Below are 16,019 nucleotides of genomic sequence, written 5' to 3' on the forward strand. Positions count from 1 at the left end.
GCTGCCCGACCCCCACACCCCAGGCTCGGCCCCCCGCCCCCGCGCGCGCGCCGGGGGTAGCTCAGGGTACTGGGCGCCCGCCCCCCCCCGGCGGCGGGGGGGCCCCCCCCTCGGCCGTGTCAGCTCAGCGGGTCCAGCGTGAGGTACGCCTGCTGCGGATTGCCGTCGTTGACCAGCGACTCCTGGTTGCCGACGTCGTCGAAGGCGAAGGCGTACGCCTTGCCGTCGGCCATCTGCGCGTGGATCTTGCGCGCGTAGTGGTTGGTGACCGTGTCCAGGTAGAAGTCGGCCGGGTTGTTGTCCGGCTGGTTCGCACTGGTCAGCAGCGTCGACCGGTTGAAGCCCGCGCAGAGCGTGCGTGAAATCGGTCCGCGTACCTGGTCGTTGGGTGCGTCGAGCAGGTTGTGGCAGCCGAAGATGCTGTTCGCGTCCGGCTTCTGGAAGCTCGTCACCACCGCTCCGGCGGAGTTGGTGAAGTTCATGACGTTCCCCGAGACCCGGCCGTAGTACTTGGTGTTCGGCTGGTCGGCGAACGGCGTGACGGTGAGGGTCGACGTCGAGTACTTGGACCAGACCCGGTTGACGTAGTCGTCCATGACGGTCGACGGCAGCGCCCCGGTCTCCACGCCGTACAGCGGGGAGAGCGCGCGGAGCACGGTGCCGTCGGACCGGGTCTGGATCAGGTTCGCCCAGCCGCCGGGCTGCCCGCGCAGGGCGCTGAAGAACCCGTTGTAGCCGCCCGACTTGAGATGCCCGGTGCTGGCCGTGCTGCCGTCGGCGCGCTGCACCCCGACCGCGTACGGCACCGAGAACATGTCCACCTGGGTGCTGTTGATCCACAGACCCGAGTCGTTGAGCGTGTACTCGGACCAGTTGAAGAGGATGTTGCGGTTGGGGTCGGTCGGGTTCTGCACCGCGGGCTGCACCAGGCCGCCGGTGGTCAGTCTGAAGTCGAGCTTCTGGCCGTAGGAGAAGTAGATCCGGCCGGAGAACTTCGGGATCCGGATCGTCTTCGACTGACCCGCCGCCGGGCCCGTGATCGAGGCGTCCGGCGCCGGGGTCGGCGGGTTGCCGCCGGCCGGCCAGGCGTGGAAGGTGCCGTTGGCGTCGGCCCAGCCCTGCTGTCCTGTGCTGAGCTGGGTGCCGAGGTCGTACACGTACACCTGGTCGCCGCGGCCGGAGTTGTTCGTGATCTTCAGTGGGATCGTGTCCGGTACCGCCGCGTCGGCCGGGTGCGGGGTGCCCAGGGTGAGCACTCCGCCGATCAGTGCCGCCGCGGCCGTCAGGGGCAGCGTCCGGCGTGCGAGTCCTGTGCGCACTCTCCACCTCCGTGTGGGGGTCGGGGTCGTACGAACATTGGTCCGTACCAGTCTGAGAGCGCTCTCAGACTGGCGGTGGGGCGAGTGCATGTCAATGAGTGGGACAGAATCGGGGGCCCGTCGACCGACGGGCCCCCGATGTACCGCTGTGCTCCGCTCAGAAGGTGCGCTTCAGCAGACCCAGCAGCGCGTCCCAGTGACGCTCGGCGGCCTCGGCGGAGTACTCCGGGGTGTCGGCCTGGGTGTAACCGTGCGCGGCGGCCGGGTAGATCTCGCAGGTGTTGCGGACCCCGGCGGCGGTGAGCGTCTCCTCGAAGGTGCGGATCTGCTCCTCGGTCATCGACTGGTCCTGGTCCGCGAAGCCGAAGTACAGCTCCGCGGTGATCCGGTCGGCCAGCAGGTGCGGGCTGTCCGCGTCGTCCGTGACCAGCCGGCCGCCGTGGAAGCCGCCCGCGGCCGCAACCCGGTCCGGGAACGCGGCGGCGGTCCGCACGGCCAGCCGGGCGCCCATGCAGTAGCCGGTGATCGCCACCGGCCCGTCGGCCACCAGCGGGCTCTCGGCGAACCAGTCCAGGTAGGCGGCCGAGTCCCGGTCGCTGGACTCGGGCGTCAGCGACATCATGATCGGCATGATCCGCTGCCAGATCGTCGGGTCCACCGAGGGGTCGATGAACTCCGGGAGGTCGATGACCGGCGTGCGGCCGCTGCGGTAGAAGACGTTGGGGAGCAGGACGGTGTAGCCCGCGCCGGCGAGCCGGTCCGCCATCGACTTCAGGTGCGGACGGATGCCGTAGGCGTCCTGGTAGAACAGCACACCCGGGTGGGGGAGGCCGTCGGCGGGGTGGGCCAGGTAGGCGTCGGCGACGCCGTCCTCGGTGGTGATGTCCACGTCGGTTCCCTGTACGGCGGTCATGGCGCAAGTGCCTCTCTGTGGAGTCGGCGTCGGGGACACCCGGCGCGGCATGTCCCGATCATCGTGGCACGCCAAGGTGAGAGAGCCGTGGACGGGGGATCCTCGAGTTCACTCGAAGCGCGAGGTGTCGCCCGCGCCCCGGCGCACGATCTCCGCCTCCCCGCTGGAGAAGTCGATGACCGTGGTCGGCTCGGTGCCGCAGTCCCCGGAGTCGACCACCGCGTCCACCTGGTGGTCGAGCCGGTCCTTGATCTCCCAGCCCTGGGTCAGCGGCTCCTTCTCGTCCGGCAGCAGCAGAGTGCTGGACAGCAGCGGTTCGCCCAGCTCCGCCAGCAGCGCCTGGGTGACCACATGGTCGGGGATGCGCACCCCGACGGTCTTCTTCTTCGGGTGCAGCAGCTTGCGCGGCACCTCCCGGGTGGCCGGGAGGATGAAGGTGTAGCTGCCGGGGGTCGACGCCTTCACGGCCCGGAACACGTCGTTGTCGACGCGCACGAACTGGCCCAGCTGGGCGAAGTCGCGGCACATCAGGGTGAAATGGTGCCGGTCGTCCAGGTGCCGGATGCCGCGGATCCGGTCGATGCCGTCCCGGCTGCCGAGCTGGCAGCCCAGCGCGTAGCAGGAGTCGGTCGGGTATGCGATGAGTGACCCCGAGCGCACCGCGTCGGCGATCTGGGAGATGCTGCGCGGCTGCGGGTTGTCGGGGTGCACGTCGAAGTACTTCGCCATCCGACGAGCTTATGCCGTACCGGACCGGACGGCCGCGCGGACGCGACGGGACGGGCCGCGACCCGGGCCGCCGCGACGCTCGTCGCGGTCATCGGTGGCCCACGAACCACCGAGTCGGGTCCGCGGGAAATTCGTGTGCATGCCCGCCGGAATCCCGGGGAACCCGCCTACTCAGCCGCCCGAGGGCCCTCCCCCCGGCCCCGGGTGAGGCGTTCTTCGTCGGCGGCCCTTCCCCCGAGGGCCGCCGGCGGAGTTGTTCCGGCGGTCGGGACCTGCCCAGGTTCATCGGGTAACGTCCGTAGGCCGACGCCGACGCTAGGGACGAGGAGCAGGGCGAGATGGCAGGCCGGGCAGGGGAGAGCCCGCACCCCTCGACACCCCAGGGCGACACGTGGGCCGCGCAACTCCTCGACCATCTGCGCCCCGGTGCCCGCGATCCGCGCCGGGTGGTCACCTGGCTCGCCCGCGCGGTGCAGGCCACCGTCTGTCTCCAGGGCGCCGACGGCACCCTGCTCGCCGGGGAGCGGCTGTCCCTCGACGACAGCCTCGTCGCCGAGGTGGTCGCCGGCCGGATCTCCGCGGCCGCCGTCCAGGACGGCGACCGCCACCTCCGCCTGGTCTCCGTCCGCGCCCCCGACCCGCGCTCGGCGGCCACCTCGCTGCTCGCCGTGGCCCGCGCCGTCCCCTTCGACCGGCGTGCCGCCGAGATCGTCACCCACACCGCCGGCGTCGTCGAACTCCTGCTGCGCGAGCGCGAGTCGACGGCCGCCGGGCGCCGGCTCCGGCGGGCCACCGCCGACCTGCGCCTGGCCATCCTGCAACTGCTGATGGTCGAGGACACCGTCTCCGCCCGCCGGGTCGCCGCCGGCCTGTGGCCCGGCCTCCTCGACACCGACAGCGCCTGCGTGTACGTCGTCGAGGGGCACCCTGCGGAACGCGACGGGCTTGCCGAGGACTGCCTCGACATCACCCGCGGCCAGGCCCTGGTCGTGCGCTGTCCCGCGGTCGACGGCCATGTCATCGTCGTCAGCCCCGCGCCCAGGGCGGGGCAGTGGCTGCGCGCGCTCGTCGACGGCCGCCCCGGCACCTTCCTCGGCGGCAGCGTCCGGCAGAGCCTCGCCCGCACCGCCACCGCCTACGGCCAGGCCATCAGCGCCCTCGCCGTCGCCCACTTCCGGCCCGACCAGGCCGCCGTCTACGCCGAACGCACCCACCCGGAACGGCTGATGGACCCCGCCGCGCTGCACGCCTGGTCCACCGCCGTGCTCCGGCCGCTCGACACCCTGCCCCACCACACCCGCGCGGAACTCCTCGCCACCACCCGCCTCGGCCTGGAGTTCACCGCCGTCAGCGCGGCCAAGGTCCTCGGCGTCAGCCGCAACACCGTCCGGGCCCGCATGGACCGCGTCGAGGCCCTGCTGGGCGCCGACTTCTCCGACCTCGCCGTGCGCGCCACCGCCCATCTGGCCCTGAACACCCAGGCGGCCCGGACGGAGGACCTCGGCGCCACGGCACCGCAGGCGTCCGGCGCGCGGCTCGGGGACCTGCTGGCCGGGCCCGGGCTGCGCGCCTGGGCGCACGACCTGCTGGACCGGCTGACCCGGGACGGCCGTGATCTGCGCGGCACCCTGCGCGCCTGGATCTCCGCCGGCGGCAACGCCGAACGCGCCGCCCAGGACCTGGGGGTGCACGCCCAGACCGTCCGCGAACACGTCCGGGGCGCCGAACCCGTCCTGGAGCGTCAGCTGTTGGCCGCCGGCACCGACCTGTACGAGGTCGTCCTGGCCCACCTCGCCCTCGGGGACCTCACCGCCCCCGTCCTGCTCCGGGCGAATCCGGGCCAACCGGACTCACCTGTGCACGGGTGAGTCCTCCGGGTGCCCGATCGGGCACCGACGCGGTACCCAACGGCCGGATCCGCACGTAAGTTCACGTTCCGCGGGGGCACGACCGGAACGGGGGACCGGTCGCAGCCCCCGCGACCCCGAATCCATGCCCCGGGACTCACGCCCCGAGCCGTACCGGGATCTCCTGCCAGCCGAAGGCGATGAACGACGGCACCTGCCGCAGCTCCTCCGCCCCGACCGCCAGCCGCAGTCCCGGGAAGCGGTCGAACAGGGCGGGCAACGCGGCGAGCGCCTCCGCCCGGGCCAGCGGCGCGCCGATGCAGCGATGCACCCCGAGCCCGAACGAGAGATGGTCGTCGGCCCCGCGCGCCGCGTCGAACACGTCCGCGTCCGCCCCGTATTGCTCCGGGTCCAGGCCCGCCGCCGCGTACGTCGTGATGATCGCGTCCCCGGCCGGAACGGTGACGTCCGCCACCTTCAGGTCGGTCACCGCGAACCGCAGCGGCAGCGAGGCGATCGACGGGTGAACCCGCAGCGTCTCGTCGATCACCGCGTCCCAGCCGACCGTCCCGGCGCGTACCGCCGCCAACTGCACCGGATGGGTCAGCAGCGCCACCACCGCGTTGCCGATCAGGTTGACCGTGGTCTCGAACCCGGCGCCGATCACCAGCAGCAGCGTGTACAGCAGTTCTTCGTCGCTGAGCCGGTCGCCGTCCTCGTCGCGGACCCGGATCAGCTCCGTGGTCATGTCGTCGCCGGGGTGGGTGGCCTTGTACGCGATCAGCCCGCCGAGGACCGCGCCGATGCGCTCCTGCACGGACGCGGCGTGCTCCGGGCTCGGGTCGGAGGTGTCCATGATGGCCGCGATCAGCTCGCCGGTGTCCGCCCGCATCTCGTCGGGCACCCCGAACAGTTCGCAGATCATCCGCATGGGCAGCGGATGCGCCAGCTCCGCACGGAGGTCCACCACCGAGCCGTCGGCGCCCGCGGCCGCCACCGCGTCGAGCAACTCCCCGGCGATGGCCGTGACGCGCGGCAGCATCGCCTCGGTGCGCCGGTGCGTGAAGCTCGGCGCGACCAGCTTGCGCAGCCGGGTGTGGTCGGGGCCGTAGGCGGAGAGCATGTTGACCACGCCGATCCAGCTGACCACCCAGCCCCAGGAGGGGTGTTCGCCGATCTCCGGCCACAACCGCCAGTGCTTGCGCGGGTCCTTGCTGACCCGGGGATCGAGGATCAGCTCCTTGAGGACGTCGTAGCCGGTGGGTGCCCAGGCGGGTATGCCGCCGGGCAGTTCGACGGGCACGACGGGGCCGAGGGCGCGCAACCGTGCGCTCTCCGCCGGGATGTCGGAGCCGAACGGGTCGAGAGCGATGCGGTCGGTGATGGTCACGACGACTCTCCAGGCTGGTCGGGGGAGCGGGGGCTGAACCGGACGGGCAGGGACGTCAGCGAGCGGTGGAACGGGCCGGGCCGCCAGCTGAGCCGTTCGCGGGGCAGGACCGGGTCGAGGTCGGGCAGCCACAGGGTGAGCCGCTCGATCGCCTCGGTCGCGATGAGCAGCGCGTGGTGCCGCACCGGGCAGGCGTGCGGGCCCGCGCCCCACGACAGGTGCGAGGCGTCACCGCCCCGCCGACCGTTGGTGACCTCACGCTCGGCGAACAGGCCCACGGCACCGAAGGAGACGACCACCGGGATCGCCGGCCTGACCCACGCCCCGTGGAAGGAGACGGGCCGACGGGCGTAGTAGATCCCGTAGTTGGCCAGCGGGGTCTCGTGGTGCAGCACCTCGACCACCGCGTCCATGACCGGGCGGGCGCCGCTGGTCAGCGTGGAGTAGTAGAGGGAGTTGCCGAGGATCCGGGACAGCGCGTTGGACACCAGGTTCGTGGTCGGCTCGTATCCCGCGCCAAGGGTGAGGAACACCTGCCAGGTGACCTCCTCCGGGGTCAGCCCGGCCGGATGGTCCAGGAGCATGCTCGGCAGGTCCTCGCCGCGCTCCGCGACCTTGGCGGCGACCAGTCGCAGCACGTAGTCGGCGAACTCCGCCTCGCCCTCAGCCGCCTGCGCGCCGCCCTCCATCATCTTCAGGAGGCCCTCGTTGAGCCGGTCGCCCTGGCTGTCCGGCAGCCCGAACAGGTTGTTGAACACCAGCGCCATCAGCGGCCGGGTGAAGTCGGTGACGAGATCGGCCTCGCCGCGCGGCCCGAAACGGTCCACCAGCAGCCGTACCGCCCGGTGCACCAGCGCGCGCAGATCGTGCGGCTCGATCAGGTCGAACACGTCGATGAGGCTGGTGCGGTAGCGGATGTGGGCGTCGGCGTCGGAGAACAGGGCGTTGGGCCGCCAGCGCATCATGCCGAGCAGCGGGGAGTCCTCGGGGACGGTGGCCTCCCAGCCCCGCGGGTCGTGCGAGAAGGTCTCCACGTCCCGCAGCACGTCGAGGGCGGCGTGCCGCTCGGTGATCACGTACGCGGGCGTGCCCGGCGCGAGTTCCGCCCAGCCGACCGGGCCCTGGGCCCGCAGCGCCGCGTAGTAGCCGTGCGGGTTCCGGGCGAAGCCGTCCTCCCACAGACGCACCGGTCCGGAGACGGTGAAGGACTGCTGCACGGTCATCGGGCCTCCGCCGGCCGGTCGTCGATCAGATGCTGTACGAGGGCGAGCAGCGCGTCGACCGAGGAGTGCGGGTCGCGGGCGTCACAGGTCACCATCGGGGTGCCCGGCTCCAGGTCCAGGGCGGCGCGCAGCTGTTCGCCCGTGTAGTGGCTGGGCGCGTCGGGAAACGCGTTGAAGGCGACCGCGTACGGCAGCCCCGCCTCCTCCACGAGCCCCAGCACGTCGAAGGAGGCGTCGATACGGCGGCTGTCCACCAGGACCAGGGCGCCCAAAGCCCCGTAGGAGATGTCGTCCCACAGCGTCCGGAACCGCTGTTGCCCCGGCGTCCCGAACAGGTAGAGCACGATGCCGCCGGCCAGGCTGATCCGCCCGAAGTCGATCGCGACGGTCGTCGTCTCCTTCTCCCGCACCCCGTCGAGTTCGTCGACATGGACGGAGGCCTCGGTGAGGTGCTCCTCCGTGTGCAGCGGGCGGATCTCCGACACCGAGTCGATCAGGGTCGTCTTGCCCACCCCGAACGGACCGGTGACCAGGATCTTCACCAAGTCGCGGGCGGAGTCGGGGAGATGAGGGCCGCCCGCGCGGGGCAGCTCACCGGTGCTTGAGGGCGCGGAGGCCATCGGCCACTCTCTTCAGCAGGTCGGGGTCGAACCGTTCGGCGGGCGGGATCGGCGCGCGGGCCTGGACCAGGTCCCGGTCGACGAGGTCGGCGGCCAGCACCCGGACGGCGGAGACCGGCAGCCGCAGCAGCGCCGCCGCCTCCACCAGCGTCAGCGCACCACCGGACAGCAGTTCCAGCAGAGCCTGTTCGGCGGCGGGCAGACCGGCCGGCAGGGGTGTCCCGTCACGGGTGAGCACCGTCAGCCGTTCCAGATGCGGACGGCTGGGCCGGGCCACCCCGCCGGTGGAGAGATACGCGGGGACCAGGGGACGGCCGCCACGGCGGCCGGTCATGCCGGCGCGCCGCCGTCGGAGCCTCTGGGCGCCGCCGCCATCGCCTTCTCGCCGAGCCGGGCGACCTGCGAGTGCACCCGGTGCGCCAGCAGGTCCAGCCGTACCTCCGGGTCGCCGTAGGCGGCCACGCAGGTGCCGTGGTCGGTCGGCACGATCAGTACGTACCCGTGGTCCGACTCGACGACCACCTGCCGTACCTCGGCCCGGTCCCGGTCCGCGAACGCGGCGGCCGCGGCCCGGCAGGCGCCCTGCACGGTACTGGTGATCGCGGCCACCCGCTCGGCGGTCGCCTGGGACAGGGCATCGGTGTACCCCGTCGCGAGGCCGTCCCGGGTGAGCAGGACGGCGGCCAGTACATGCGGTACCTGCAGGATCGGATCCAGCACCCATGCCGTCTCGCCCGCATCGCGGCTGGTCATCTGGCCGCTCCTCCTTCGTCGTCGGTCCGTTGGGGATCGGGCGCGTCGGCCCGCTTGGGGGTCCGCGCCGCCGCGGTGCCGTACTGCAGGGCCGCGAGCGCGGCGGCCGCCTCCTCGGGCCGCCGGGCGGCCGGCTGCTGCCGCGGTACGCCGGGGGCGTCGGGACGGGTACGACGCCGCCGCTGCGGCAGACCGCCCAGGTCACCGGGCTCTTGATGGCCGGGGGCGCGTTCGTGCTCGGCTCCGGGGACGACCGCGGCGGGTGCGGGAGCCGCGGGTGAGGGAGCCGGGGGTGTCGGAGCCGCGGGCGCGGGAGCCGGGGGTGCCGGGGGTGCCGGGGGCTCGGCCGACGGCGTCCCGTCCACGGCGGGCCGGCTCGACGGCGTTTCGTGCACGGCCGGCTCGCCTGCCGGCTTCCGGCGTACCACCGTGCGCTCGCGCGTCGAGCGCGGCGCGCTGGCCGAGGGCGGCCGTACGTCCGGGTCGATCCGGCCGAGCAGATGGCTGTCGACCCGCAGCACCGCGCGCACTCCGCCGTACGGCGAGGGGGTGGAGACGTCGACGCTCAGGTCGAACTGGCGGGTGAGCTGGCCGACCGCGGCCAGGCCCATGCGCGGCGGATCGCCGAGGTCGGTCAGCAGGATCGGTTCGCTGCCGGCCACCAGCCGCTGGGCGCGGGCCCGTTCGTCCTGCGTCATGCCGAGGCCGGCGTCGTCGACCGTGACGCACACCCCGTGGTGGACGTGCTCCAGATTGACCACGACGTCGGTGTCCGGTGCCGAGTGGCGCAGCGCGTTGTCGAGGAGTTCGGCGACGATGATGGCGACCGGCTCGACCGCGTGGGACACCAGGGCGGTGCCCGGCTCCAGATGGTTGTGGACCGTGACCCGGTGGTAGCCGGCGAGCCGGGCCTGGCCACCGGTGACGGCGTCCACCACGTGGGACTCCTCGCGGGCCAGCCCCACCCAGGCCCCGCACACCACCGCGGCCACCTGCGCCCGCCGCAGCGACTGCTCGTTCTCGTGGTCCAACGCGAACAGCGTCTGCGCCAACTCCGGGTCGTCGTAGCGCTGCTGGAGCCCGCGCAGAGCGTCCTGCAGGCGGTACAGGGCGGCCTGGATCTCCCGGGTGGCGCCCCGCAGGCCGGCCTGTGCGGCCGCGTCGATGCGGGTGCGCTGTGCGGTCAACTCCTCGCGCAGTGCGGTGAGTACGTACTCCAGCGCGATCCCCGTGGGGGTCCCGGGCATCTGCTGCCCGGCCGGCCCCGGCACCTTGAGGTGCGGATGCGTGAGCTGCGCGGCGGCCGCGGGCATCCGGCGGGCGGCCAGATGCTCGATCTCGGTGATGAACGTGCCCTCGGTGCCTGCCAGTCGGGCGCGCAACTCCGTCACCTCGGCCCGCAGCGCCGCCTTCTGGCGCCGGGTCCGCAGCAGGCTGCCGCCGAGCGCGAGCGCGGAGAGCGTTCCGGCGGCGAGACCGCCGGCCACCAGTTCCGGCAATTCGATCATGGAATCGGTTTCCAGGGGAGTAGGGCAGCAGTGGGCACGGGGAGCCCAGGGCCCTCCCATGTGGCGCTCGCAGCACAGTACACACCGTCATCGACCGGCCCCGCACGGTGAATCGTTACATCGCTTCGAATCTGCTCGGCGAGTGTTCGCTTCTGTGTCAACTGTCGGAAATGCCGTGCGCAGAAGGTGAGTTGGGCCCTATGCGTTTCGTGCGTCAGCGGGTGGCGGCGGCCGGCGCCGGCAGGTCGAAGACGTGGGCGGGCGAGATGATCCGGGTGACCGCCTGGCCGAACAGGGTGCTGGGCTCGATGTTCCCCCGGTAGCTGATGTCGGTGTTCAGCAGGGCGACCACGGTCGTCCGCGCCGACGGCAGATAGACGGTCAGGGCCTCGTAGCCCGGCAGTGAGCCGTTGTGCCCGATCCAGCCCTGGACGTCGAAGATGCCGAGGCCGTACCCGGCGCCCGGGATCCCCGTCGACGGGGTCGTCAGCCGCTGCTTCTGGACGGCCGGACCGACCATGGTCGTGCCGTCGGGGAAGGCCCCGGTGGCCGCCGTACGCGCCCAGGTGCGCAGGTCGTCCAGGTCGGAGATCATCGCCCCGGCCGCCCAGGCCCAGGAGGGGTCCCAGCCGGCGGTCTCCTCGACCTTTCCGGTCGCCGTCTGGTCGGTGTAGCCCTGCGCGTGCGGGGTGGGGAACTCGTTCCCGGTCGGGAACACCGTGTGGCTCATGCCCGCCGGAGCGAGGACATGCTCCCGGAGGTAGTCGCCGAGTCGCTGCCCGCTCTCCTTCTCGACGAGCAGGCCGAGCAGGATCAGGTTGGTGTTGGAGTAGTAGAACTTCTGCCCCGGCTGGAACATCACCGGGTGCTCGAAGGAGTAGGCGAGCAACTCCTGCGGCGTGAAGGGGCGTTGCGGATCAGAGGTCAGCGCCTTGAAGAAGCGGTCGTCCTCGGAGTAGTTGAACAGCCCGCTGCGCATCCCGGCCAGGTCCCGCAGGGTGATCCGGTCGCCGTTCGGCACCCCGTCGAGGTACTTGCCGATGGGGTCGTCCAGGCTCACCTTGCCCTGGTCGACCAGTTGCAGCACGGCCGTCACGGTGAACATCTTGGTCTCGCTGCCGATCCGCATGTACAGGTCGGACGACATCTTCTGCCCGGTCTCCTTGTTCGCGACCCCGAACGAGCGAACGTAGTCGGGCCGGCCGGGTGTCCAGACGCCGACGGTCACACCGGGCACGTTCGCCTCGCGCATGACCTTCCGCACGGCCGCGTCGAGGTGGCGGGCCACGGCCGGGGTCATGGCACGGACGTCGGAACTGCCCGAGGGTGACGGTGACGGGGTGGGCGAGGGTGCGGCGAACGCGGCGGGTACGGAGGCGGCCGCCCCTCCGGCGAGCGGCACCGTCAGCGCTCCCAGTACGACGGCGATCGCGGCCCCGCCGCGCAGCATGGCGGAGATGTGCGACATGGGCTGACTCCAAGCACGTGAGAAGGAACGTGCGGTGGGGTCGGACGTCGGAACCCTGACTCCACAGGATACGAGCGCGCACCCGACGGCGCCTGTCGGCCACAGGCCGCCGGAACGTCCGCCGGAATGCTTGTAGGACCGACGGCCAGGCCCGATCGGGGGGTGTTCTCACCCGACCCGGTGAGCGCGTCGGACGGCGCGTACCACCGGCGCGTTCCGGGCGTTGCTCCGGTATGGACGGATCCTCCCCCACGCCCAGGCGCCCGGTCGGGGAGCCGCGCGCCCTCCGCTCCCGCGAGCCGATCTACGCCCAGCTCCTGCGGGAGTGGCGGGACCAGGGCCGTACCGTGCCGGCCGAACCCGAGAGCCGGCGCGCCGTCGTGTTCGTCCCGCCGCCCCGCCGCTGACTCTGCTACTCCCCGTACATCGGGGCCAGCACCGCCAGCGTGCCGTTGGCCTCCTGCAGCGCCGGCTCCAGCGTGCCCGGCACGTGCAGCGCGCCGCTGCCGTCCGGTGGCACCAGCCACTCCAGATACCGCGCGGGCCGGTACGGCGGTGGTACGGCGACCCATGCGCCCTTGGTCGCGTAGCGAAGACCCGAGCCGATCCAGCCGCCGGACGGATCGGGCGGCAGGAAGAAACCGATCCGGCCCGCCGCGCTGTCCGCCAGGGTCGGCCCGGGCACCGGCAGGGACGGCCGCCACAGCAGGTCCAGCGTGAGCAGACCGAGCCGGTCCGGGACGCTCAGCACGTCCCAGTAGCGGCCCGCCTCCAGCAGCGCGACGCCCTCTCCGTGGTCCCACTCCCACTTGCACGCCCGGGGGTCCGCCGAGGCCGCCGCGAGCCATTCCACACCCTGCATCCACATCGCGTTCGTCATCCACTGCTCCGGGGGATCACCGCTCACCTGTTTCGGACGCAGGGAACGACCGACGCCGGGCACTCGGCGCGTTCGCACGCCAACCCGGCATATGCATGCTGGTAGATATTTCTACGTGGCGGAAGGGGTGGCGAACCCTGGCGTTTTGGGGCGAATGTTCGAACACCCAGTGTCGGTTCGCTTGTTGATCGGCGCGACGGCCGCCTCCCGGGCGCCTCCCGGACGAGTCGACGCTCGAATCAATCGTTGTGGCAATCGATTCGAGTGTCAGCTCTTGATAGGGCACCGGTATCGGTCGTAGGCTCCCGATATTCCGTCGTCGCCGCTCCCGACCAGGGGTATTCCATGGACCGCACCCGACTGCACGCCCTGCTGACCCGGGAGAGCGCCGAGGCCGAGCGGCGAAATCCCCGCTCCCGGGCGGCATATGCCGACGCCGGCCATCTCTTCGGCCGGGTCCCGATGACCTGGATGAACAAGACCGCCGGCGCGTTCCCGCGCTACCTGGCGACCGCGCGCGGCGCCCGGGTCACCGACGTCGACGGGCACACCTACATCGACTTCTGCCTCGGCGACACCGGCGCGATGGCCGGTCACTCGCCGGCAGTCGTGACAGAGGCGGTGCACCGCAGGTTCGCCGAGCTGGGCGGGGCCACCGCGATGCTGCCGACGGAGGACGCGGAGTGGGTGGGCGCGGAGCTGACCCGCCGCTTCGGGCTGGCCCGCTGGAGCTTCTCGCTCACCGCGACCGACGCCAACCGCTGGGCGATCCGGCTCGCCCGGGCCGTCACCGGCCGCCCGAAGATCCTGGTGAACAGCTACAGCTACCACGGCAGCGTCGACGAGTCGCTCATCGTCGTGGGCCCCGACGGCCAGGGCGCGCCCCGCCCCGGAAACGTCGGCGCGCCCTGTGACGTCACCCTGACCAGCCGGGTCGCCGAGTTCAACGACCTGGCGCAGCTGGAGCGCGAACTCGCCCACGGCGACGTGGCCGCCGTACTCATGGAACCCGCGCTCACCAACATCGGCATCGTCCTGCCGGAACCCGGCTACCTGGCCGGCGTGCGCGCCCTGACCAGGCAGTACGGCACGCTGCTGATCAACGACGAGACGCACACCTTCTCCGCCGGCCCCGGCGGCTGCACGGCCGCCTGGGCCCTGGAACCGGACCTGCTGACCATCGGCAAGGCCATCGGCGGCGGCATCCCGGCCGGCGCCTACGGCCTCTCCGCCGACCTCGCCGAGCGCCTGCTGGCCCGTGCCGACCTGGACCTGGTCGACATGGGCGGGGTCGGCGGCACCCTCGCCGGCAACGCGCTCTCGGTCGCCGCCACCCGGGCCACCCTGGAGCACGTCCTCACCGACGAGGCGTTCGACCGTATGGCGCGGCTCTCCGCACGCTTCGAGACCGGGGTCCGGCAGGCCGTCGAGACGCACGACCTGCCCTGGTCGGTCAGCCGGCTCGGGGCCCGCACCGAGTACCGCTTCGCCGCCCCGGCCCCGCGCACCGGCACCGAGTCCGCGGCCGCCGCCGACCCCGAGCTGGAGGACTTCCTGCACCTCTACCTCGCCAACCGGGGCATCCTCCTGACCCCGTTCCACAACATGGCCCTGATGTGCCCCGACACCACCGAGCAGGACGTCGACACCCACACCGCGGTGTTCGGCGCCGCCCTGCTCGAACTCGCCGGCTGAGGAAGGGAGCCCAGGTGCACATGGACGACATCGACCGGGCCATCCTGCGCGAACTGCAGACCGACGGCCGGATCGCCTACGCCGACCTCGGCCCCCGGGTCGGCCTGTCCGCCTCCGCGGCCCGGCAGCGGCTGCAGCGCCTGCTGGACTCCCGGGCCGTGCAGGTCGTCGGCGTCACCGATCCGATGGCCATGGGCGGCCAGGCGATGGCGCTGCTCGGCGTCGGCGTGGACGGCGACCCCCGAGCCGTCGCCGATGCCCTCGCCGCACACCCCGAGGTGGTGTACTCGGTGTTCACCTCGGGCGGCTTCGACCTGTTCGCCGAGGTGGTCACCCCCGGCCCGAAGGACCTGCTCGACTTCGTCAACGACGTGGTCCGGCCGGTCGAGGGCGTGCGCGAGGTCCGCTCGTTCCCGTACTTCGGCATCCACACCCACCGCTTCCTGTGGGACGTGGGCTGAGCCGGGACGTGGGCCGGGGCCTCAGGTGATGCCGGGCGCCAGGACGAGCATGGTGGCGTCGTCCCGCACCTCACAGCGCCGGGACAGGTCGGCCCACACCAGTTCGGTGAGCTCGGCCGCCTCCGCACCGGCGAACCCGGCCAGCCGCTCCGGGAGCGGATAGAAGCGCCCGGCCTGGTCGCGGGCCTCCCAGACGCCGTCCGAGGCGACGAACAGCCGGTCGCCGGGTCCCAGCTCGACCGTGACCTCCTTCGGCGGTTCCACCCCCGCGAGCGCGAGCCCCACCGGTGCCCCCGGCGCGACGGCCAGCTCCTGGGCCCGGCCGTCGCGCAGCAGCACCGGCGCCGGGTGACCGCAGGCCACCACCCGCACCGACCGCAGATCGGCGGAGAACTCCAGCAGCAGGGCCGTCGCGAACAACTCCGCGTTCGGTACGTCGGCCGAGTCCACCGACAGCCGGCGGTCCATCCGCGCCGCCACCGACTCCAGGTCCGGCTGGTCGAGGACCGCCTCCCGGAACGCGCCGAGCAGCGACACCACGGTGGAGACGGCGGCCAGCCCGTGCCCGCGCACGTCCCCCATCACCGCCCGCACGCCGAAGGGCCCGTCCCGCACGTCGAAGAAGTCCCCGCCGACCAGCGTGCCGTGCTGTGCGGCCCGGTACAGCCCGGTACAGCGCACCGCGCCCACCCGCTCAGGCAGCGGCGGCAGCACGGACCGCTGCACCGCCTCGCCCACCGCCCGCTCGGTGACCAGCTGGGCGTCCCGGTGACTGCGCACATAGGACACGAACACGCTCAGTACGGCGACGAACGTGACCGTGAGCAGGTCGGTGTCGCCGGGATGGTTCAGATGGGTGGCGGGCACGTTCAGCAGGAGCACGACCAGGCAGCTGAGCACGGCGGTCGCCAGCGGGCCGTACGACAGCACAGCCAGCGGCGGGATGGCCCCGAGCAGGAAGCCGAAGTCGCTTCCGTCGGGGCTGACCAGCGTCGCCACGGTCACCACGAGGAGCAGCAGCACGGGCAGCACCCGCACCCAGCGCGGCGGCGGTGCACCCTGCAACCAGCCACGCCCGTCCCGGTAGTCACGCGGCGACCAGCCGCGCACCGAAGTCACATCCCCAAGTTACGCCCGTGCCCGGACACCGGTCGCGCAGGGATCTTCACAGGCCGCGGTGGAAATTTCCGTGGACGTTCCCTGACCGGCGGCC

At 72.5% G+C, this 16,019-nt stretch carries 16 protein-coding genes; 4 read left to right on the top strand and 12 right to left on the bottom strand.

Translation table 11 applies throughout. The annotated features are described in order from the left end of the window. Window positions 1-119: 119 nt before the first annotated feature. The 3 genes from ACWGJB_RS42535 to ACWGJB_RS42545 all read right to left on the bottom strand — a co-directional run bounded on the left by ACWGJB_RS42535 (window position 120) and on the right by ACWGJB_RS42545 (window position 2,961). Complete coding sequence (locus ACWGJB_RS42535; protein ID WP_453385383.1) at window positions 120-1,319, bottom strand: glycoside hydrolase family 64 protein; 1,200 nt, start codon at window positions 1,317-1,319, stop codon at window positions 120-122. Window positions 1,320-1,476: 157 nt separating this feature from the next. After that, a complete protein-coding gene (locus ACWGJB_RS42540; RefSeq protein ID WP_453385384.1) occupies window positions 1,477-2,232 on the bottom strand; it encodes a dienelactone hydrolase family protein in 756 nt (251 codons plus the stop codon). A gap of 108 nt (window positions 2,233-2,340) precedes the next feature. Continuing rightward, window positions 2,341-2,961, bottom strand: a complete 621-nt coding sequence (locus ACWGJB_RS42545; RefSeq protein ID WP_453385385.1) for an L-threonylcarbamoyladenylate synthase — start codon at window positions 2,959-2,961, stop codon at window positions 2,341-2,343. Window positions 2,962-3,299: 338 nt separating this feature from the next. Between ACWGJB_RS42545 and ACWGJB_RS42550 the strand changes: the two genes are divergently transcribed. Next, window positions 3,300-4,829, top strand: a complete 1,530-nt coding sequence (locus ACWGJB_RS42550; RefSeq protein ID WP_453385386.1) for a helix-turn-helix domain-containing protein — start codon at window positions 3,300-3,302, stop codon at window positions 4,827-4,829. Between the two features lie 136 nt (window positions 4,830-4,965). Here the strand turns inward: ACWGJB_RS42550 and ACWGJB_RS42555 are convergent, their stop codons facing one another. From ACWGJB_RS42555 to ACWGJB_RS42585, 7 genes are all read right to left on the bottom strand, one after another. After that, a complete protein-coding gene (locus ACWGJB_RS42555) occupies window positions 4,966-6,198 on the bottom strand; it encodes a cytochrome P450 family protein (protein ID WP_453385387.1) in 1,233 nt (410 codons plus the stop codon). Continuing rightward, window positions 6,195-7,421: a cytochrome P450 gene (locus ACWGJB_RS42560; protein ID WP_453385388.1), complete on the bottom strand. Its 1,227-nt coding sequence runs from the start codon at window positions 7,419-7,421 to the stop codon at window positions 6,195-6,197. Before ACWGJB_RS42560 ends, ACWGJB_RS42555 begins: the two co-directional genes overlap by 4 nt. After that, window positions 7,418-8,041, bottom strand: coding sequence for a GTP-binding protein (locus ACWGJB_RS42565; protein ID WP_453385389.1), 624 nt, complete (start codon window positions 8,039-8,041; stop codon window positions 7,418-7,420). The genes ACWGJB_RS42560 and ACWGJB_RS42565 overlap by 4 nt, the downstream gene beginning before the upstream one ends. Next, on the bottom strand, window positions 8,013-8,375 hold the full coding sequence (locus ACWGJB_RS42570; RefSeq protein ID WP_450761340.1) for a DUF742 domain-containing protein: 363 nt from the start codon (window positions 8,373-8,375) through the stop codon (window positions 8,013-8,015). The genes ACWGJB_RS42565 and ACWGJB_RS42570 overlap by 29 nt, the downstream gene beginning before the upstream one ends. Further along, window positions 8,372-8,794 (bottom strand): roadblock/LC7 domain-containing protein, encoded by a 423-nt coding sequence (locus ACWGJB_RS42575; protein ID WP_360494230.1) that lies wholly within the window; start codon window positions 8,792-8,794, stop codon window positions 8,372-8,374. Before ACWGJB_RS42575 ends, ACWGJB_RS42570 begins: the two co-directional genes overlap by 4 nt. Then, a complete protein-coding gene (locus ACWGJB_RS42580) occupies window positions 8,791-10,302 on the bottom strand; it encodes an ATP-binding protein (RefSeq protein WP_453385390.1) in 1,512 nt (503 codons plus the stop codon). The genes ACWGJB_RS42575 and ACWGJB_RS42580 overlap by 4 nt, the downstream gene beginning before the upstream one ends. Window positions 10,303-10,516: 214 nt before the next feature. Further along, a complete protein-coding gene (locus tag ACWGJB_RS42585; protein WP_453385391.1) occupies window positions 10,517-11,770 on the bottom strand; it encodes a serine hydrolase domain-containing protein in 1,254 nt (417 codons plus the stop codon). 233 nt (window positions 11,771-12,003) lie between these two features. Between ACWGJB_RS42585 and ACWGJB_RS42590 the strand changes: the two genes are divergently transcribed. Then, window positions 12,004-12,177, top strand: a complete 174-nt coding sequence (locus ACWGJB_RS42590) for a hypothetical protein (protein WP_453385392.1) — start codon at window positions 12,004-12,006, stop codon at window positions 12,175-12,177. 5 nt (window positions 12,178-12,182) lie between these two features. Here the strand turns inward: ACWGJB_RS42590 and ACWGJB_RS42595 are convergent, their stop codons facing one another. Beyond that, on the bottom strand, window positions 12,183-12,650 hold the full coding sequence (locus tag ACWGJB_RS42595; protein ID WP_453385393.1) for a hypothetical protein: 468 nt from the start codon (window positions 12,648-12,650) through the stop codon (window positions 12,183-12,185). Between the two features lie 345 nt (window positions 12,651-12,995). On the opposite strand from ACWGJB_RS42595, the gene ACWGJB_RS42600 reads away from it, so the two are divergent. Both ACWGJB_RS42600 and ACWGJB_RS42605 read left to right on the top strand, forming a co-directional pair. Then, on the top strand, window positions 12,996-14,345 hold the full coding sequence (locus tag ACWGJB_RS42600; RefSeq protein WP_453385394.1) for a transaminase: 1,350 nt from the start codon (window positions 12,996-12,998) through the stop codon (window positions 14,343-14,345). A gap of 20 nt (window positions 14,346-14,365) precedes the next feature. Further along, window positions 14,366-14,806: an Lrp/AsnC family transcriptional regulator gene (locus ACWGJB_RS42605; protein WP_453385395.1), complete on the top strand. Its 441-nt coding sequence runs from the start codon at window positions 14,366-14,368 to the stop codon at window positions 14,804-14,806. 21 nt (window positions 14,807-14,827) lie between these two features. Here the strand turns inward: ACWGJB_RS42605 and ACWGJB_RS42610 are convergent, their stop codons facing one another. Next, window positions 14,828-15,925, bottom strand: a complete 1,098-nt coding sequence (locus tag ACWGJB_RS42610) for a PP2C family protein-serine/threonine phosphatase (protein ID WP_453385396.1) — start codon at window positions 15,923-15,925, stop codon at window positions 14,828-14,830. Between the last annotated feature and the right edge of the window lie 94 nt (window positions 15,926-16,019).

The organism is Streptomyces sp. NPDC054813 (assembly GCF_053611365.1).